Source organism: Paenibacillus koleovorans NBRC 103111 (genome assembly GCF_004000845.1).
GTDB lineage: Bacteria > Bacillota > Bacilli > Paenibacillales > NBRC-103111 > Paenibacillus_AA > Paenibacillus_AA koleovorans.
In genome coordinates, this window is record NZ_BIMA01000015.1 from 71,892 (window position 1) to 88,859 (window position 16,968).

General features: G+C 53.6%; 20 protein-coding genes and 1 pseudogene. 5 read left to right on the forward strand and 16 right to left on the reverse strand.

Annotated elements, in window-relative coordinates:
* A complete protein-coding gene (locus PKO02S_RS07300; protein WP_127580514.1) occupies positions 1–858 on the forward strand; it encodes a DUF4097 family beta strand repeat-containing protein in 858 nt (285 codons plus the stop codon).
* Positions 859–938: 80 nt separating this feature from the next.
* Here the strand turns inward: PKO02S_RS07300 and PKO02S_RS07305 are convergent, their stop codons facing one another.
* From PKO02S_RS07305 to PKO02S_RS07320, 4 genes are all read right to left on the reverse strand, one after another.
* Positions 939–1,400, reverse strand: a complete 462-nt coding sequence (locus PKO02S_RS07305; RefSeq protein ID WP_127580516.1) for a DUF8821 family protein — start codon at positions 1,398–1,400, stop codon at positions 939–941.
* A gap of 26 nt (positions 1,401–1,426) precedes the next feature.
* Positions 1,427–1,759 carry an ArsR/SmtB family transcription factor gene (locus PKO02S_RS07310; protein ID WP_127580518.1) on the reverse strand — a complete coding sequence of 111 codons (333 nt, stop codon included), beginning with the start codon at positions 1,757–1,759 and terminating at the stop codon, positions 1,427–1,429.
* A 370-nt stretch (positions 1,760–2,129) separates the two neighbouring features.
* Positions 2,130–3,239, reverse strand: a complete 1,110-nt coding sequence (locus PKO02S_RS07315) for a hypothetical protein (RefSeq protein ID WP_127580520.1) — start codon at positions 3,237–3,239, stop codon at positions 2,130–2,132.
* 121 nt (positions 3,240–3,360) lie between these two features.
* Positions 3,361–4,131: an RDD family protein gene (locus PKO02S_RS07320; protein ID WP_127580522.1), complete on the reverse strand. Its 771-nt coding sequence runs from the start codon at positions 4,129–4,131 to the stop codon at positions 3,361–3,363.
* A 61-nt stretch (positions 4,132–4,192) separates the two neighbouring features.
* On the opposite strand from PKO02S_RS07320, the gene PKO02S_RS07325 reads away from it, so the two are divergent.
* Positions 4,193–5,170 (forward strand): stage II sporulation protein M, encoded by a 978-nt coding sequence (locus PKO02S_RS07325; RefSeq protein ID WP_127580524.1) that lies wholly within the window; start codon positions 4,193–4,195, stop codon positions 5,168–5,170.
* On the opposite strand, the gene PKO02S_RS07330 is transcribed toward PKO02S_RS07325, so the two are convergent.
* The 8 genes from PKO02S_RS07330 to PKO02S_RS07365 form a co-directional block, all read right to left on the reverse strand.
* A complete protein-coding gene (locus PKO02S_RS07330) occupies positions 5,130–6,545 on the reverse strand; it encodes a DUF58 domain-containing protein (RefSeq protein WP_127580526.1) in 1,416 nt (471 codons plus the stop codon). The two genes, PKO02S_RS07325 and PKO02S_RS07330, sit on opposite strands and share 41 nt — an antisense overlap.
* On the reverse strand, positions 6,496–7,416 hold the full coding sequence (locus PKO02S_RS07335) for an AAA family ATPase (protein ID WP_127580564.1): 921 nt from the start codon (positions 7,414–7,416) through the stop codon (positions 6,496–6,498). Before PKO02S_RS07335 ends, PKO02S_RS07330 begins: the two co-directional genes overlap by 50 nt.
* Positions 7,417–7,434: 18 nt before the next feature.
* Positions 7,435–8,580: a DUF4350 domain-containing protein gene (locus tag PKO02S_RS07340; RefSeq protein ID WP_127580528.1), complete on the reverse strand. Its 1,146-nt coding sequence runs from the start codon at positions 8,578–8,580 to the stop codon at positions 7,435–7,437.
* 1 nt (position 8,581) lies between these two features.
* Positions 8,582–9,223, reverse strand: coding sequence for a DUF4129 domain-containing protein (locus tag PKO02S_RS07345; RefSeq protein WP_127580530.1), 642 nt, complete (start codon positions 9,221–9,223; stop codon positions 8,582–8,584).
* On the reverse strand, positions 9,220–10,179 hold the full coding sequence (locus PKO02S_RS07350; RefSeq protein WP_127580532.1) for a hypothetical protein: 960 nt from the start codon (positions 10,177–10,179) through the stop codon (positions 9,220–9,222). The genes PKO02S_RS07345 and PKO02S_RS07350 overlap by 4 nt, the downstream gene beginning before the upstream one ends.
* 152 nt (positions 10,180–10,331) lie before the next feature.
* Positions 10,332–10,700 carry a VOC family protein gene (locus PKO02S_RS07355; protein ID WP_127580534.1) on the reverse strand — a complete coding sequence of 123 codons (369 nt, stop codon included), beginning with the start codon at positions 10,698–10,700 and terminating at the stop codon, positions 10,332–10,334.
* 91 nt (positions 10,701–10,791) lie between these two features.
* Positions 10,792–11,871, reverse strand: coding sequence for a sensor histidine kinase (locus PKO02S_RS07360; protein ID WP_127580536.1), 1,080 nt, complete (start codon positions 11,869–11,871; stop codon positions 10,792–10,794).
* Positions 11,868–12,566, reverse strand: a complete 699-nt coding sequence (locus PKO02S_RS07365) for a response regulator transcription factor (protein WP_127580538.1) — start codon at positions 12,564–12,566, stop codon at positions 11,868–11,870. The genes PKO02S_RS07360 and PKO02S_RS07365 overlap by 4 nt, the downstream gene beginning before the upstream one ends.
* A gap of 197 nt (positions 12,567–12,763) precedes the next feature.
* Here PKO02S_RS07365 and PKO02S_RS07370 point away from each other — a divergent pair, with 197 nt between their 5' ends.
* From PKO02S_RS07370 to PKO02S_RS07380, 3 genes are all read left to right on the forward strand, one after another.
* Positions 12,764–13,810 (forward strand): DJ-1/PfpI family protein, encoded by a 1,047-nt coding sequence (locus tag PKO02S_RS07370; RefSeq protein WP_127580540.1) that lies wholly within the window; start codon positions 12,764–12,766, stop codon positions 13,808–13,810.
* A complete protein-coding gene (locus tag PKO02S_RS07375) occupies positions 13,807–14,445 on the forward strand; it encodes a DUF2306 domain-containing protein (protein ID WP_127580542.1) in 639 nt (212 codons plus the stop codon). Before PKO02S_RS07370 ends, PKO02S_RS07375 begins: the two co-directional genes overlap by 4 nt.
* 204 nt (positions 14,446–14,649) lie before the next feature.
* The gene (locus tag PKO02S_RS07380; RefSeq protein WP_127580544.1) at positions 14,650–14,889 is read left to right on the forward strand and encodes a hypothetical protein; all 240 of its coding nucleotides are present in this window, start codon (positions 14,650–14,652) and stop codon (positions 14,887–14,889) included.
* 54 nt (positions 14,890–14,943) lie between these two features.
* Here PKO02S_RS07380 and PKO02S_RS07385 read toward each other — a convergent pair.
* The 4 genes and pseudogenes from PKO02S_RS07385 to PKO02S_RS07400 all read right to left on the reverse strand — a co-directional run.
* Positions 14,944–15,069: pseudogene (locus PKO02S_RS07385) on the reverse strand (DinB family protein); the annotation flags it as partial.
* Positions 15,070–15,148: 79 nt separating this feature from the next.
* Positions 15,149–16,075, reverse strand: coding sequence for an alpha/beta fold hydrolase (locus tag PKO02S_RS07390; RefSeq protein WP_164821342.1), 927 nt, complete (start codon positions 16,073–16,075; stop codon positions 15,149–15,151).
* Between the two features lie 78 nt (positions 16,076–16,153).
* Entirely contained in the window at positions 16,154–16,426 is a 273-nt protein-coding gene (locus tag PKO02S_RS07395) for a DUF1905 domain-containing protein (RefSeq protein WP_127580550.1), read from the reverse strand.
* A 3-nt stretch (positions 16,427–16,429) separates the two neighbouring features.
* On the reverse strand, positions 16,430–16,858 hold the full coding sequence (locus PKO02S_RS07400; RefSeq protein ID WP_164821343.1) for a MarR family winged helix-turn-helix transcriptional regulator: 429 nt from the start codon (positions 16,856–16,858) through the stop codon (positions 16,430–16,432).
* Positions 16,859–16,968: the final 110 nt, after the last annotated feature.

Here is a 16,968-nt window from a genome sequence, read left to right on the forward strand (position 1 = left end):
ATGAAAAAACCTTGGTATATCATCGCTGTCGGCCTAATCCTAATCGGAATCATCGGATCGCTAACGTTCTGGAAGGATGTGAACGACGACCTTCCAAGCTTTGATCACACATGGACCTTCTCCGCCGCGGAGCTGCGCAAGCTGCACATCGTGAGCGACTATGACGTGGACATCAAGTTCGAGAGAAGTACGGATGGCCAGAACTCCATTAAGCTGCACGGTCGGGGAACGGAAAAGATGATTGAGGATACGCTCGCCACCAAGATTTCCAGCCAAAGCTTGAAGCTCGACTTGACCCAAAAGCCCAAGAAGTGGATTCAATTCATGGATTTCAGCTTTATTGGCGTGAAGGAAGAACTCGTGATTTCCGTTTCGGACGATTCCCTTCTCGACTCTCTGAAGTTGGAGTTGGATTCCGGCAATATCAACATCGCGGATGCCGCTCTCATGAAGATTGCGGACGCCGAATTATCCGTGAACTCCGGCAAGCTTACGCTTAACAACTTCAAGAGCGACCGCCTGGAGCTGCGGATGGACTCGGGTAATATTACGGGAGATAAGGTAACAGCCGACTTAACAGCTTCCACCGAGTCTGGGAACATCAAGCTCACCAACATAACCGGTCGAACCAATCTGTCGGTGGATTCGGGGAGCATCAAGCTCTATAAGCTGGATGATTCGGATGCCGATATCTCGGCGGACTCCGGCAGCGTCTACGTGAAGGTGCCGGCCAACTTCACCGGGTTCTACGACCTGCAAGCGGAATCCGGATCGATCCATTCGCCGGACTCCAAGCGCCAAACGAAGAACTACATCAAAGTCCGAACCGATAGCGGAAACATTACGATTGAGCAATAGTTCCCTGGAGATAAGAGACGCAGATAAAAAAGGGTTGCCTTGTGTAGAGGCAGCCCTTTGGTTTGTGTGAAGTGCTCGGCTTAATACTCGCCCTTGATAACGAAGTACGAACCCCGAATCGTTCCGGCTATAGCAGACTTTTGCCTAGCGAACTTAAACTTCCCTAACTCCTGCGGTACCTCCATGCCCTCGCACAGCTTGAACCCGACCGCCCGTTTCTTCGGATCGTCCACTGTGTACATGACATTGATGCTCAGACCGTCTTCGTAAAACACATAGGTAAATTTGATATTTTCCACTTGGAACTGCGAAGTTTCCAGGGGTTTGGCCGCAAACTCGATATTCCGCTCTTCCTTCAGAACGCGATGCGCATACTCCAGGCTCTCTTGGCTTTCACTGGCCGGCACCGTCGTAAAGACATGCTTGTACTTGTTCATGAAGTAGCGAGCCTCATTCGCACGCACCCCCGCCAGCGCCTCCGCTACAGGCGAAGACTCCAAGCCAACGGTAGACACGTTTTTAAAATCAACGATATAGGACATTTGTGTTCCTCCTCCTGGTCTTCGGATTATTCTTTGTTTTCATCGGCTAACAATTCATTCAAGCGCAACATATGATGATTCCAAAATCGGCTGTACGACGCCAACCAATCTTGAATTTCTCTAAGCGGCGCGGCGTTTAGCAGGAATAGCGTTTCTCTGCCGACTTTTCGGTCCAAGATCAGTCCGGCATCTTTCAGTATGCTCAAATGTTTGGAAACCGCGGTGCGACCCATCTCGAACTGTGACGTCAGCCCGTGCAGCGGCAGCTCCTTCGCCTCGGCTAGCAGACGAATGATTCGGCGCCTAGTCGGGTCGGCGATCGCTTCAAACACATCCCGCAACTGGTTGTTCTCGCCCACAACACCCTCTCCTAAGCGTGATTGTATTCCGAATCCAATTGGACACTTATTGGTGACTTTTTTTATTATAGGACACCGTTTGGTGTCCCGTCAACTAGGTTGGGGTGGGCGGATTAGCGGGTTCGCGGCAAAAAAGCCGCCTCCCGGTGTGAGGAGGCAGCTTTTGGCGCGTTGCGGGGCGTCCCCCCGTGGACCGGCGGCAAATAAGATGAGGCGTATCGCTATTTCGCGAAAAAGAGCAGTTTGGCGGAAAAAAAGGTGTTGGCAAACCGCTATTTGCCCCGAAACAGACCCCTTTGGTTGCTGGTATAACATGAGTATATCAATCCCTATTATGCACAGGTAGCTGATGTCGTCCATAAGACTGATATTAATCTCCAAAAGTATTTGTCTGTGCTCTATCGTTCCCAACAGTTATTATTCGTTCAAGTGTAGATATTGACCGATCAATTAATCCTTCAAATGACTTTGTCTCTCTGAAGATTAGACTGGCAGCTCGTGAAATTGATGCCTCAACCCCAACAAGTCCGGAGATACCTTCTGCCATACTACTAATTTGTCCTTTTGTATCAACTAGTATCTTGTTAATATCATCAAGAGTTGCCAAAAAACCAATTAAGTCAGCCTTGTTCTCAACATTAACTACATTAGGGCTCTCAATTAAGTTGGTTAGACCTTGATCAATGGTGTTCCAATGCGATTCGTATTCTCTATTATGTTCTGATAAATAACTTCCATAATCCTGCAGAGATACAGCTACAGACCTTGCAATTTTTCTTAGTAATGAAGCAGATCCTCCTTTTCTTACTCTTTCTGCCTCAACCGTGTGTTTATTAACTACTTCTCCTATATCTGTTGTTCTTAAAGCGAAGTTATTGATTAATGTAGATAGCGTGTTCATTGATTCTTCTGCGTCAGCTATAGAATCCAAGAAACCTTTAATCTCATTTTGGCCTTTAGCATGATCTCCTTTATTAACATTATTGATATTGGAAATGATTGGACCTATTGTTGTGCATGGAATTATTTCCGCAAAACTTTTTACATGATCATCTATACTTACCCAGTCTGTGACAGGACTGCCAAAGGAAATACTACCATATTCCTTGAACAACCTCGATATATTTTCTTCGAAAGATTTTATTTTTGCGAAATGCGTTGAGTATTCTATGACTCTATACGACCTTAAGTCGAATGGAAGTTCTGAAATGTCTTGTGTAACTAACACAACATTTTTTCTAAATGCATGCGCTAGACCGAGTTCATAAAAAACATTTGCATTTAAGCCAGTTAAATCAGCCAGTATAAGATCAGCTTTAAATATGGGTTGAACTATATCCTTTAATATATTCTGCTGGTTAAGCAAGTCATCGGCTCTTTGAAAATATGCCACTTCGCAAAACCTTTCCTTTAGGTGTAAATAGAGTGAACTTAACTCCTCATCGAAAGGCATTATTACAAAAACATTTAATTTTTTCATGGGAGATCACTCTTTCGATTTTATTTACGAGCTATATTACTAGGAGCCCATTTTGTTACTTTGTAGCATCCGTCTTCTCTCGGACATTTTCGTATTTAGAGTGTGGCGGTGCCGATGACACCTAAACCTCCCACTCCCCCCGCAACTCCAGATACAACCAAATCAAAAACACCGTATCATTCGCCGCCAATACGTAACGAGCAATGCCCATCTTGTCGGCGAAGTGCTGCGCGATGGGGTAGGCGAGCTCCCCGATCCGATCCGACGTGACGAACGGCAGCCGCTCCGCCCAAGCCGCGAGCAGCATCCAATCGGCATAAGCAATAGCCTTACGGCTTTCCGCCCCTAGTTCCTTCTGCGGCAGCAAATCTCGCCACTTGTCGATCTGCTTGTCGACCTTTCTCCGCAGCTTGAGCCTCTCCGTTTCTTTCTCAACCACCACAATCGTTCCCGCTACCATATCACCGATTCGGCGGTCGTTCGAACTACCTAACACCACGAGCAGCCCTAGAAAATAGCACATAGGTAACAGATCGATCAAGCGGAACAAGTTGCGAATGAGCACCGCGAGCAGCCCGGCATTGCGACCGTCCCGCTGGACGACGCGGATATGAACTACTCGTTTGCCGATCGTTTGTCCACCCATGAAATATTCGCAGCCGACGAAATAACCCACGCTGCCTACGGCCCCAATAATGAGGAGCGCGGCTAGGGCATAATCGTTGCTCCATACCAAGTAATAGGCGAACCCCAGCGCTACGTAAAAGACGCTCAGAATCAGCAGATCCAGCAAATGCGCAACCGCCCGCATCCCGGCCCCTGCTGTAGGGAACTGCAGCTGGACTTGCTCGGGCGTCACAATCGACACTTCATTCTCAAAAGAAATTCTCATCTTAAACTCCTCGCCGGCTACAATTCATGGTAGGATAGTTAAAAACAGGAGGGTATTACCGATGGATCCCGCGCAACGAATCAAAAGACATAAAGACGATTGGGCCGAGCTCGAACGCCTGCTAGTCGCCCTGGACAACGTCCGCCGACCGGTCCGCGCCGAAGATATAGATCGATTGACGACGCTCTACAAGGCTGCGGCTACTCATTTGTCCGCCATGCGGACGCAATGGCCGAACGACTCGACGACGACATATCTGAACCACCTGGTTGCCCGGGCGCATCATGTGCTGTATCGGCAGAACGACAAGGGCGGCAGCCGCTTCCGCCGGTTCTTCGGCGCCTACTTCCCGAATTTGATTCTCCAGAGGCGCGCTTTCATTCTGATGGCCTGCGCTTTGTTCCTTCTCGGCTTAATCGCCGGTTATGCGGCGGTCTGGTCGGATCCGCTCAACGTGCATTTGGTGCTGCCGTCTAATATCGCGAACGCCATAGATCCCGCCGCTACAGACGATCCGCGCGGCGACCTGCACAGCCCGCTCGTCTCGACCGAGATCTTCATCAACAATATCCGGGTGGCGATGCTGGCTTTCGTGAGCGGAGTGACGCTTGGATTCGGCACCGTCTATTTGCTCGTATTCAACGGACTCCTCATCGGCGCGCTGGCAGCCGTTTTCGCACAAGCTGGAGAAACGTACGTCTTCTGGGCCTACATTTTGCCCCATGGCATCATCGAGCTCGTCGCCATCTTCATAGCAGGGGGAGCCGGCCTCTACATGGGCTACCGCTTCTTCGTTCCAGGTGCCTACACACGCAAGAGGCAATTCTTGCAAGCGGCCCAAGAGTCCGTTCTGCTGCTGGTCGGCACCCTTCCGCTATTCGTAATCGCGGGCCTTATCGAAGGCTACATCACCCCGTCCGACCTGTCGCTAGGTGTCAAGTACGCGGTGGCTGGAGCCACGCTGCTGTTGCTCGCTGTTTACGTCGCCTTAGGTTCGCTCAGAGCGCGTTTCGCGCCTTCAGGTTCAGGTACTCGTTGACCGCACTAAGCGCCAACCGGTCCGCCGGCACATCCATGACTTCAATGCCCCAGCCAGCCATCTGCGTCACGTATTCCATCCGGTCCAGCTGAAACTTATAGGCTAGGCTCTGAATATAAGCAGTCCGGTTGTTGACCGCCTCGGCATGCGCCCATTCGTGCAGCAGCGGGTCGTTCAACGACACGAGCAGCGGCACATGGCTTCTGCGAAGACGTCGCGCATAGACCGGCAGTTCCTGGTCATACAGATAGCTCTCCATATCGGAAAAGAGGACGACGAAGGATCGCTTCTTCATCTCGCGCAATACATGGGACAACGCAAGGCCGAATCCTGGCTCAACGAAATCCGAGCCCAGGTCGTAAGCGGCCATGGTCAGCTGATGCAGATGCGGCAGCCCTCGCCCCGGCGGAACATAAGCTTTGATTCGATCCGAAAAAGCGAGCAAAGCGACGTAATCGCCTTGCTTCAACGCCACAGCAGCCAAGACAAGCGCCGCTTCGAGCGTGCGGTCCAGCTTGGTCTGCCCATCGAGCTCGACCCCCATCATCCGACCGCAATCCAGCGCAATCGTGACGACCTTCCCTTTCTCGGGACGAACGATATTCGTCATCAGTCTCCCCGTGCGGGCGGACGCCCGCCAATTGACCAGCCGCGGATCGTCCCCTTGCGCGAAGCTGCGGATCGAGTCGAAATCCGAGCCGGTCGGTTGGGCCTTCCCCAGCTTGCTGCCATCCAAGACCAGCGCGTCTTGAGCGGACGCAAGAATCCCGCGCACCCTCGACAGATCGGGCACGATTTTCACATCGCCCACGCACTTCAGCTTCGTCTGCTTCTTCCACAGTCCGACTCCGCCCCAGTAACGCAGCATCACATAACCAAACGTATACCTCCCCCGCTCTTGACCAGCCGTACCGTATGCGAAGCTTGCCGCTCCGTCCTCCAGCCGGCCGCGCATGATCTCCTGCGGAATCCTCCTGTCCTGCTCATCCACCCGTTGCGCTCTATACGCCGTAAAAGCGATCGGAATGTCGTCAGCTAATTCGACGTTCAAGAGACTATTCGCGGCTTCCACGGTCAGCGCAAGGCGCACTTGGAAAATCTGGTTCAGGTCCGCCGTATCCGGCAGTGTCCTCTCGACGGCGAAGCGTCTCCTTGCAGGAAGCAGCCATAAATCAACGACGCTGAATACAGCCAGCAGCAAATAAAATCCCCACAGCACGTAATGGCCGTACCCCAGCGCATAGGCAGCACCGATTGGAATGATTCCGCCTGCTGAGAGAAAGACCAGCCGCTTAGTCGGGACGATGGATTCGTCGCCGAACCGCCTAGCGAGGAACCGGAACGGATGCGAGCGTTTCTTGGACGATGTGGTCACTGGTGCCGCCCTCCAATTCCTCTTGCGGTGTCAGCAGCAGACGATGGCGGAGCGCGGGACGCGCCACCAGCTTCACATCGTCCGGCGTCACATAGCTTCTGCCTTCGAGTGCCGCCCAGGCTTTGCTCGCGGTCAGGATGGCGATGCCCGCGCGCGGGCTTGCTCCGAGCTGCACGCGCTTGGAGTCGCGGGTTTTGCGTACAATCGTCGTAATGTAAGCAATGATGGAGTCCTCGACCACGACTTCAGCCGTGCGGGCCTTCGCTTCTCGGATCTCTTCCGGGGTTAGAGCCGGAAGAACCGCCTGCTCGCGCTCCTTCTCATACGGAACATGCCCTCTCAATATTTGCCGTTCTTGCTCCTCGCCCGGGTAATCGAGCGTCAGCTTGAACAGAAACCGGTCGAGCTGCGCCTCGGGCAACGGATACGTCCCCTCGTACTCGATCGGGTTCTGCGTAGCGACGACCAGGAAAGGATCGGGGAGCCGGTAGGTCGTGCCATGTATCGTTACTTGCTGCTCCTCCATCGCTTCGAGAAGCGCCGCTTGGGTTTTGGGTCCCGAACGGTTGATCTCGTCGGCCAGCACAATGTTGGCGAACACCGGACCGAGAACGGTTTGAAACTCGCTTCTCGCCATATCGAAGATCACGCTGCCCGTTATATCGCTAGGCATCAGATCGGGTGTGAATTGGATGCGGCGATACTCTCCGCCAATGGAGGCCGCAAGCGTGCGCGCCATTTTTGTTTTGCCGAGCCCCGGCACTCCTTCCAGCAGCACATGACCGCCTGCCAGTAGAGCTGCCGCCAGCAACCGGATATTCAGTTTCTGTCCATATACCCGCTGCTCCATAGCACCCAGCAGTTGCTCTATCTTTCCGCCCACTATCGTTCACTCCTTCTCCAGTAACACTATCATCTCGCCTAACTCGCGAGTCAAGTCCACGAAAGAGCCTCCCATGGCCTCGCCTCGCTCTACTGCATCCGCTTGCCGCAGCAGACGCACCAGCTTGTCCGCCTGCGCTTCGCTCAGTCGATCCTGGGCCAGTTGCGCCGCTTCCTCCGGCGATGCCTCGAGCCTCAGCCCCCATCGCACGAGCAGCAGCCGGCGAAGGGCCCGCACCTGATGGGCAAGCGCCTCATCCTTAAACCGCCGGCGCTCATACCACGCGGCTACCGCAAGCAGCGTCTCGTCGCCGCGGCGCACGGTCCAGGCCCGCGGAGTATACGCGGGACCGAATCGTTTGCCTTGCTGCCATAGCCACAGCAGCAACGTCACGGCCATAACGCCGCTTCCCGCAATCAACCAATCCGGGTACGCCTCAAGCGCCCCCCTCGACTCTATGTAGCCGTGATGATACTCGTCCACCCACAGCGAGTCGAGGTTTCCATCGCCGGTCAACCACGGCCAAACCAGTTCAAAATGATCATGCTGAAGCACACTCGCATTCGTCAGCCAATTCGGAACGACTACCGCCGTGATCGCTCCGTCTCCGTATGCTCGGCTCGCCGCGACGATCCCGTTCGAGTCCCGCAGCAGCGAACTGACGCCATCCTCTGCAACAATCCGCTTGTTGGTATTCACCTCTGCCGTAAATTCAGCCTTCACTCCCCCATCCTGCCGCGTCACAACGGCAACTCCTGGCGCAGCGGAGGTGTCCTCCAGCTGAAATACGGCTCCGCCGTCTATAGAACGGCTGAACAAAAGCAAATCATTGCCCCGCTCCACCCATTCGAGCAGCTCTTGCCATTCATCCTCGTTCACGGAGTGGGGTTCAATGGACAGCAGCTTATGCCCAGACCCGGCAGGCAACTCTCGCCACGAGCGTTTCCAGGTCTTGACCGGCACCCGCTTCTCCTGAAGCAGCGTGATCATACCCTTCGTTCCGTCGGGCTCCGCCGAGTACGACACGTAAGGCTCCATGCGTTCGGGCTCCGGTTGCATGACCATTAGCCCCAGCGCAATAAACAGCAGCACACTGATCGCCAGTCCGATCGCGTGTTTATTCCGGTTCAGCAAGGGAAGGAACGCCGTCATATTAGATCGCCTCCTTCTCCGCCATCAGCGCGTCAATATCGCGTTGAAAAGCGAGGAAGCTGTCCGGATCCGCGGGTTCGTTGCCGTACCAGACCTGCTCGAACAACAAGGCGCTCCGCTGAAACAGCGGCACCGCGCTCGCACGGCTTCGCTCCAGCTCGTCGCAATAATCCCAGTCGGTCTTCCATTTCTCGATGCGAATCCAGTTTTGTTGCTCCATATAGAACAACAGCATCAGGAACGAGCAGCGAATGCTTTCCCGGATACGCCCTTCGGCCTTCGCTTGCCTGGCCATAGACGCATACTGCTCGTAGGTCAGCGCCATCTCGGAAGAATCGACAATCGTTTTGCGCCGCCGCACGTTTCCTTGGCGTATGATTTGCTTGCAGAACCAATAGATCGCCCAGATCAAGGCCAGCAGCACGATCCCCAGCAGCACGTACATCCCCACGTTGGCGGCTTCGTCCGACCAGTCGGCGGCGGGTGGGAACAGGCCGATAAACTTGTCCCACAGCCACCTCATCCCTTCCTTGATCAGACCGGAATCTCCCGTCCGTTCCTTGAGATGCTGCGAGTATTCGTCCCGGCTTAGAATCTCGCCTAGTCGTTGCTTGTCCTCCAGCCATTCGGACCGATCGATCATACCGTTTGCTCGGGTTGAGGCTGTGGCATCGCGGGATCCATCACGATTCTTTGAATCATTTCCTCCAATCCCATACCGTCGCGAGCCTTGAGATCGAAGTAGCTGACCCCGTAAGCCAGAATGGCCGCTGGAGCCACCACTAAACTGGCTACAGCTTGAAGGAGCACCAAAACCACCTTGTTCATAGGGATAAACGCCAGCAGGAGACCGACCACGATACTAAACACATAAACTAACAGCGTCATGACGACAAAGAGTCCGATGATCCGCCAGAAGCTTTTACGAGTCAAGCTCCAGCTGATCCCGACCCCGACAGACGCTTCCTGGAACGCTACGACCGGCAAATAATACATGAAGCGAATCGTAAAATACCAGATCCCGAATAACATCCCCAAGATGAGAAGGAAAACGAAAATACCGGTGATCACTCCCGAGGCAATCGAGCCGCCTGTTAAGAGGATGCCGCCTAGGCTAAACGTGCTGAGGAACACGATCACAACAGCTAAAACAGCGCTCATACCCGCAATGATCAAGCCGTATACGATCGAACTGCCGAGCAATGCCCAAAACCGTTTGAACCCCATGCCAAGCAGACGGAAAGCAGACGGAACCTCCTCCCCGCGAAGGACGAGACGAACGAGAAGAACAATGGAAGCGATTACGACCGGAGTCAACAGAGCAACCATGATCCCCGTGAGGATCAAGAGGAGAATATAAACCGGATTGTCGACGGAAAAAGCCGGCCCCGCTCTTTCGACTGTACCATCTAGGATCCCCTTAATATCCAATAGCTGTCGAGTCGATGACGTGTCCTGAACCATCCCCTGCACCAAATAAAAGGGACCATAGCAGATCAGCATGATCAGGGTCAGCTTCACGAAATGCTTGCGGTACAATTGAATGCTTAAGTCAATCATTCTGCCGATCCCCATCGGCTTTAACACTTCATCTTGCATAGTTTAAGGGCCCCCCAAGTTTCGCTAAATTCCCCTCATTATACTACATTTATTGCCAGTTTGTACTGCTAAATTTGGTTAAAATTAGGGGTTTTTGCGCGCAAAAAAGGAGCTAAGCGAGAACGAGTCGCTTGGCTCCTTGTAATGCTGACTTACATATGCTGCAGACCCACTCGATTGCCTTCGCTGTCTAGAAACATGCCTATATACCCGGCATGATCGCCCAAATACGTTTTCTCCATTATAATTTGGCCACCTGCTTCGGGAACCCTCGAGAGAATAAGAGCCAGATCCGGATCCCCGTCTATATAAACGGTAACCCCATCTGGAGAAGGCTTATGACGCGGGCCCTTGACCAACATCCCACCATTCGACTCTTCCTTCACCGGGAAAAAGGCGTATTCTTCCTCCCCCATCTGCATCGATTGCATCTCCAAGTCTAAAATCCGCTCATAGAACGCTTTCGCCCGCCCCATGTCGGACACGGGAATTTCCACCCAAATAAAAATTCGATCTCTCATCGTTCATTCTCCATTTCTCTCAAAAAATTGGCTTGCTAGCGTAATAGACGAATGAACCATCGGAAAATCATCGGTCCCAGCCCTACTCTATTCATTCAGCCGGAAGCCAGCCCGATAGAACGGCCCCTCCGGACGGATGGTTGCCAGCCTTGAGCTCGCCTCCGTGCCTGCGAATAATTCGCTGGGAGATCGTCAGTCCCAATCCGGCTCCGCCGGTCGCGCGGTTCCTTGATTGTTCCCCCCGGTAGAGCGGTTCGAACACCTGGCCCTGCTCCAATCCCATCGCCGCAAAGCCTTGCCCGGAGTCGTGGATCTCGAACACTACCCGCTCCTTTTCCCTGCCGTACCGTACGTGAATTTTGCCATCAACGGGTGTATGCCGCACGGCATTATCCAACAAGTTGCTCAGCGCACGCTCCAATAAGTGCGAGTCGGCCCGGATCATGCTGACGCTAGGCTCAGCACTGACGAGGAGGATTTGGATGTGCCTCTCGTCCGCCTGCGGCTTCAAGCTGTCGATGGACTTATGCATAATGTCACCGAAGTCCACCGCCGACTCCCCGCCCAACCACTCCGTCGACTGAAACTCCAGCTTCGTAAAAGTAAACAGATCCTCGACCAACCGGTCCAACTGCATCGACTTCTCTTTGCACACGGCCACATATTTCGCGATTTGCTCCGGGGTTCGTGCAATCCCTTGCTCCAGCCCGTCCAAGTATCCGCGCAAAGCAAATAAAGGCGTCCGCAAATCATGCGCGACCGCCGAGATGAGGAACCGCCGCTCCTCCTCCAGCTTCGTTTGCTGCTGTTGGGCCTGCTTCAGCTCCTTCACCATCGATTCGAACCCGTCCCGAACCTCAGCGATCTCTCGAATGGACGCCTCCGGCAGCCGAACGCCCCAATCGCCCTTCGCAATCGTCCGCGACGCCTGACCTAGCTCCTCAAGCGGCCCCAGCAAGAGCCTCCGCATCTGAACGCCCACTACGACAAAGGCGGCCACCAGCCCTACAAAAGCAGCCACCATTGGAATCGCATAAGAGTCCGGCCGATTTTCTCCAAGTTGAAGCGAATGTGTAGTTAGGAAATAGCCTGCCACGAAGAAAACCCACGGCAACAGAAGAAGCAGCCCCACGCCAAGCAAGGAGTGCGTGCGAAGTCGTAGTCCTCTCATCCTTGGGCCCCCTCGAAGCGGTACCCGACACCCCATACGTTAGTGAGATGCTGAGGCTGGTTCGGATCGAGCTCGATTTTCTCGCGCAGCCGGCTCAGATGGACGCGAATCGTATGTTTGTCGCCGACGCCCTCCCAGAACTTCTCCAGCAGCTGCTCGTACGTAAACACTTGCTTCGGATGCTCCATAAATAAGCTCAAGAGGTCGTATTCCTTTGGCGTAAGTGAGATAGGTGTCCGGTCCAGGTCCAAAAACACTTCTCTCGTAGCTCTGTCGAGTTTGATGCGGCCGTAAGCAAGTACCTGCGGTGAGCTGGGTGTTCGTCTACCTGCGGACCGTCGCAGAACCGCCTTGACTCGGGCCACGATTTCGCCGGGGGAAGCGGTTTTCACAATATAATCATCGCCGCCGAGCGTGAGGCCGCGAATCTTGTCCACATCCTCGCTGCGCGCGCTCAAGAACAGGATCGGCACATCGCTCTCCGTCCGAATTCGCCTACATAGCTCGAACCCATTTTGCCCTGGCATCATGATATCGAGGATTATGCAATGAACGGCATTCTGTTTAAATACGGTCCAGGCTTGAACAGCATCGTTAGCCGTCATGACCCGAAAGTGATCATGCTCCAGAAAATCCCGCAATAAGTCCACGATACTCGGATCGTCGTCCACGACCAGAATCATCGGCTTCTCCATCGTGCAGCTCCTGCCTTCCTACCGGTCCTTTATGGCCTTTGCTCTCAAGTGTATCACCAACTGGTCCAAAACAAACGAGCCGGTCGCAAATTGGGACAGTTTCTTGATGGTTTTGTGACGATTCGGACGCATCCTTCGTGAGAGTTGCTTGGTATCCTATGGATCAACAAGGAATGAATTCGTGGGAGGTTTTGGAGATGTTGCATGTTCAAATTGTATTGTTCGATGGCTTCGACTTGTTGGACGCGATTGCTCCTTATGAGGTATTTTGCGCGGCGGAAATGTTAACCGATAGTACGGCGTTGAGTGTGGAACTCGTTACGGCGGAGGGCCCTCGATCCGTCCCAAGCGGCGGCAAAGGATTGCCCATTGGAGCTGGCGGTAGACTAGATCCCACCAGGAGGGGCATCATTCTCGTGCCCGGCGCGTCCGGCGAGCTTGAAGGGGATGGCCCGGATGCCATTCCAACCATTCTGGCCCGAGCCGCGAACTCAGAGTTAGCCGTCCTGCTCAAACAAGCGCTCGAGCTGCCCGATCAAATCGTGGCCACTGTATGCGGGGGTTCTCTGATCTTGGCGATGGGCGGGCATTTGGAGGGAAGATCCGCGGTTACGAATCATTTGGGGATGGATTTACTGGGGGCGACCGGCGCCATACCCGTGCCTGCCCGCGTCGTCGAGGACGGCAACCTCATTACGGGAGGCGGGGTCACTTCTGGGTTGGATGTCGCTCTCTATTTGGTAGAAAGAGAGTTAGGGCCGCGCATCGCCCATGCGGTGGAGCAATTGTTCGAGTATGAGCGGAGAGGGACGGTTTGGCGCAAAGAAGGGCTTTCTCCGCGTCAGGAGCTCTCGGTCCGTGATGTCCCTGTTGTCGCCGCTGTGGACATGGAGCCTGCCTCGAGGCTTTCGGAAAGTGACGTTGCGCGGGAGTCGGTCTTCGACGGAATCTGGGATACGACGATCGCTACCCCGGTTGGCAAGCTGGCGGTCCAGCTCCATATTACGACGGTGGACGGTGTTGTTCAAGGGAAGGCAACGCAGGGGGATGAGGTGAGTCCGTTTCTCCAGCCTGTTCTTGAAGGCCGCACGCTTCGTTGGTCCCAGCGGGTTACGAAGCCGATGCGTCTGAATTTGGCGTTTGAAGTTAACGTCGATGGTGACCGGATGACCGGCACCGCCAAGGCTGGGATCTTGCCGGCTTCCAAGCTGTCGGGTGTGCGGGTTAGAGGGGCAACCACATGACCAGGACTAGGCGGCAACTCTCTTTCTATCCATTGATCGCTGGCTTGATTGCCCTCTACCTCCTGTATGCTTTGGTTCAAAATTTCATCGTGGATCCTGGGGCGGACACCTTTATCCATCACAAAGCAGGTCAAACCCGCGAGCTTCAAACGAAAACCTGGTTAACGGTTCTGTACTTGCATGTGGGGTTCGCTTGTGTCGCGATGGCATCAGGCCTCCTCAACTTCGCAGCTCGCAGCTATGAACGGCACCGTCGGTTTCATCGTCTGAACGGGTACATTTATATAACGTCCGTGTTTCTGGTCGTGCTGACCTCCGGTTACATGGCTCCCTACGCCACGGGCGGAAAAATCAGCAGCATGGGCTTCAATTTGCTCAATATCCTCTGGCTAGTTATCACAGTGACGGCGCTCGTCCACATCCGAAGGAAACGAATCCGGCAGCACCGCCGATGGATGATCCGAAGCTATGCTTTCTGTTTTACGAACCTGCTGATTCATCTGTTCACCTTCGTGCTGCACCAGTTGGTCGATCTCCCCTATATCACCAGCTATACGATCGGATTATATGCGGCGATGGTACTGGTCCTTTTGGCTCCGGAAGTGATTGAACCCTCCACCAACGCATTGAGTTAATCGGCACGCTATCATACTCCCCAACTGCCATCTCGTCAAGAGATCCTGTGAAAAAGAGCGACCTGACCAGGGAACCCCTCTTCTGCCTCTACACTAAGAATGAAATTCCGAGCAGAACGAACCACGTCGCTTTTTCCAATTCCTCCGGTTTCACGTAAAATATACTTCAGGCAGAAGAGTAGGTAAGAGAAAGGGAGAAATGGTATGAATAGAGTGGACAAAATCAGGTTTATTCTCCTATACGGTAAAGCGCTCGAAGCGCCTGACTACGGGTACATGGAGTTGGACGCCGACGGCCACATGGTCGCGCTGTACAACCGGAATGGCGAGGAACTCGACATGTATGGCGGACATGAGTTTGTCAGGGTACGGACGCTAGGCCAATTCGACAACGAAGACCGCGATCATTTTTATGACTTGTTAGAAAGTGATGGTGTTGGGTAGATTGCCTTGGAGAACGAGCCCCTGGCTCCAGGTCAGCTTGGAGTGGTTCCATGTCTAACGCCGGCCTTCCTGTCGGTCCATCAAAAAGAACAAATAATCGGTCGCGACCCCGGCATAGCCTTGCTGCCTCAGCATCGCGGTCACGTTGCCCCGGTGATACGTCCCATGGTTGACCACGTGATTCAGGATGCCGCAACTAATGAAATTCATTTGAAGACAAAGCCACCCCGACAATGGAGTGGCTTTTTCACTGAAAACTCTATGCGTTACTTCGTATGAGCTTCGCGATCGACTGCGGCTGTTCTTCCGGCATAAAATGCCCACAGCCTTCAACTACTATTGCCGTGACAGTGCGGCAGCCAAATTGCTCTTGCAGCTGCTTAGCGGTTGGCCCGGGCTTGCTGGAGCCATAGTCGCTCTCGATCAGTAAGATCGGTACGTTTAGCTCCTCTCGATGCGCTCTCATAAATAATTGGTTTTGTCGGTAGGTTCGATATAAGCCGAGGCCCGCTTGGAGCTGTTCCCGGCTTCCGTAAGCACTAGCGTAGTGGCGCATATCCGCCTCGGTCATCGCCTGCTTGTTTTTTGCAAACCGAGTAAAAAACGCCTTACGAAAATAGCCATATACACGACCGCCAATGAGCCGTTCCGGTAATTTCGGAATGCGGTGAAAGCCGAAGTGCCACAAGAAAGGCATTTTCACCATAAGGTCCGTACTCGGCGTGCCGGGCAGGGGGGCATCGAGTATCGCCACACCGCGTGTTTCGTTGGGATAGAGACGCGCGTATGCATAAGCGACCATGCCACCCATGTCATGACCGACAATATAAGGGTTGTGGATATCCAAGTGCTTGGTAAGCGCATAAATATCGTTCGCGAGCGTCACCGCGTCAAAGTCGTCCTGCGTTGCCTTGGACTTGCCCATACCGCGCAGGTCAACTGCAATAACCAAATATTCATTGACGAGCAAGCGCATGATCTCTTTGAATGCGTACCAGTCCTGCGAAAACCCGTGAATGAAAATAATCGCTCTCCCACTGCCGCCGGAAACGAAATGGAGTGCTGCGCCATTCACTTCCACGATCTCAGCTTGAAAAGCCGTCCCCAGCACGACCTCGGCTGGATCTTGGTTGTCCAATCCTATGTAAAAAGGATCCTTCCATGATAGATCTTGTTGATGTGCCATAGAAATCCATCTCTCCTTTCCTACGTGGTGGCTTGGCATGCACAGGAGTAGCACGTAAGCGCCGATAGAATGGAGCGGTTATAGCTGTTCTTCTAGGTGTACTTCAATCGTATCGCCGGGTTGCTTCTTCATCGCTTTAAGCAGCTTTTTGCTCACCGGCAAAAACTGCGTGCCGTCGCCCCACGGCATAAAAGCCGTTTGGAAGGCGACGCCGTTCATGGTGCCTTTGACTTTGACGGATTTGGTTGAACCGAAGAAGGAGACCGACTCGGGCCACACCACGCAAACCCAGCCATCCCGGTCTTCAATGGTCGCACTAAATGTCTTATTAATAGTGGCGTTATGGGCCATGAGTTACTCCTTATCCTGTTCGTCTTTTTCTAAAATCGTGGCAACTCGATCAAGCTGATCGGCAAGCTTCGCGAGTGCTTCCACATCTAATTGCGGCAGGATATCCGCCGCCCAAGCTGCGTTGCGAGCATTAATTTGAGCGATCACGGCTTCGCCCTCGGGAGTGACACAGAGCAGCTTGGCACGCCTGTCCATCGGGTTATCGGCATACAAGGCGAGGCCTTCATGCACGAGTACATCGGCAACCCGCTGCACACTTTGGCGCGCGTGGCCCATATTGCGGGCAATGGCTGCAACGGTCTGTGGCTGAAAGTTCGCTTGCCCGAGCACATGCCAGCGTGCGCTGCTTTGTCCGATCGCTTTGGTAATTCGGTCTCCGTTGCGCATAAGAGCGCCGTTGATACGGAAAATGCCGATTACAAACCGGCTCAAGTGGTCTTCTGGTTTGGGATATTGTATCATGAGTATAGAGTATTATATTGACAGCATGCTGTCAATATCCAAATAAGAAAAAGCGTCAGGGAAGATCACCCTGACGGTCC

Excerpts from the sequence above, each read along its gene's own strand:
- PKO02S_RS07300 (WP_127580514.1), top strand. The coding sequence starts at position 1 with ATGAAAAAACCTTGGTATATCATCGCTGTCGGCCTAATCCTAATCGGA.
- PKO02S_RS07305 (WP_127580516.1), bottom strand. The coding sequence starts at position 1,400 with ATGTCCTATATCGTTGATTTTAAAAACGTGTCTACCGTTGGCTTGGAG.
- PKO02S_RS07315 (WP_127580520.1), bottom strand. The coding sequence starts at position 3,239 with ATGAAAAAATTAAATGTTTTTGTAATAATGCCTTTCGATGAGGAGTTA.
- PKO02S_RS07320 (WP_127580522.1), bottom strand. The coding sequence starts at position 4,131 with ATGAGAATTTCTTTTGAGAATGAAGTGTCGATTGTGACGCCCGAGCAA.
- PKO02S_RS07325 (WP_127580524.1), top strand. The coding sequence starts at position 4,193 with ATGGATCCCGCGCAACGAATCAAAAGACATAAAGACGATTGGGCCGAG.
- PKO02S_RS07340 (WP_127580528.1), bottom strand. The coding sequence starts at position 8,580 with ATGACGGCGTTCCTTCCCTTGCTGAACCGGAATAAACACGCGATCGGA.
- PKO02S_RS07345 (WP_127580530.1), bottom strand. The coding sequence starts at position 9,223 with ATGATCGATCGGTCCGAATGGCTGGAGGACAAGCAACGACTAGGCGAG.
- PKO02S_RS07350 (WP_127580532.1), bottom strand. The coding sequence starts at position 10,179 with ATGCAAGATGAAGTGTTAAAGCCGATGGGGATCGGCAGAATGATTGAC.
- PKO02S_RS07355 (WP_127580534.1), bottom strand. The coding sequence starts at position 10,700 with ATGAGAGATCGAATTTTTATTTGGGTGGAAATTCCCGTGTCCGACATG.
- PKO02S_RS07360 (WP_127580536.1), bottom strand. The coding sequence starts at position 11,871 with ATGAGAGGACTACGACTTCGCACGCACTCCTTGCTTGGCGTGGGGCTG.
- PKO02S_RS07365 (WP_127580538.1), bottom strand. The coding sequence starts at position 12,566 with ATGGAGAAGCCGATGATTCTGGTCGTGGACGACGATCCGAGTATCGTG.
- PKO02S_RS07370 (WP_127580540.1), top strand. The coding sequence starts at position 12,764 with ATGTTGCATGTTCAAATTGTATTGTTCGATGGCTTCGACTTGTTGGAC.
- PKO02S_RS07375 (WP_127580542.1), top strand. The coding sequence starts at position 13,807 with ATGACCAGGACTAGGCGGCAACTCTCTTTCTATCCATTGATCGCTGGC.
- PKO02S_RS07380 (WP_127580544.1), top strand. The coding sequence starts at position 14,650 with ATGAATAGAGTGGACAAAATCAGGTTTATTCTCCTATACGGTAAAGCG.
- PKO02S_RS07390 (WP_164821342.1), bottom strand. The coding sequence starts at position 16,075 with ATGGCACATCAACAAGATCTATCATGGAAGGATCCTTTTTACATAGGA.
- PKO02S_RS07395 (WP_127580550.1), bottom strand. The coding sequence starts at position 16,426 with ATGGCCCATAACGCCACTATTAATAAGACATTTAGTGCGACCATTGAA.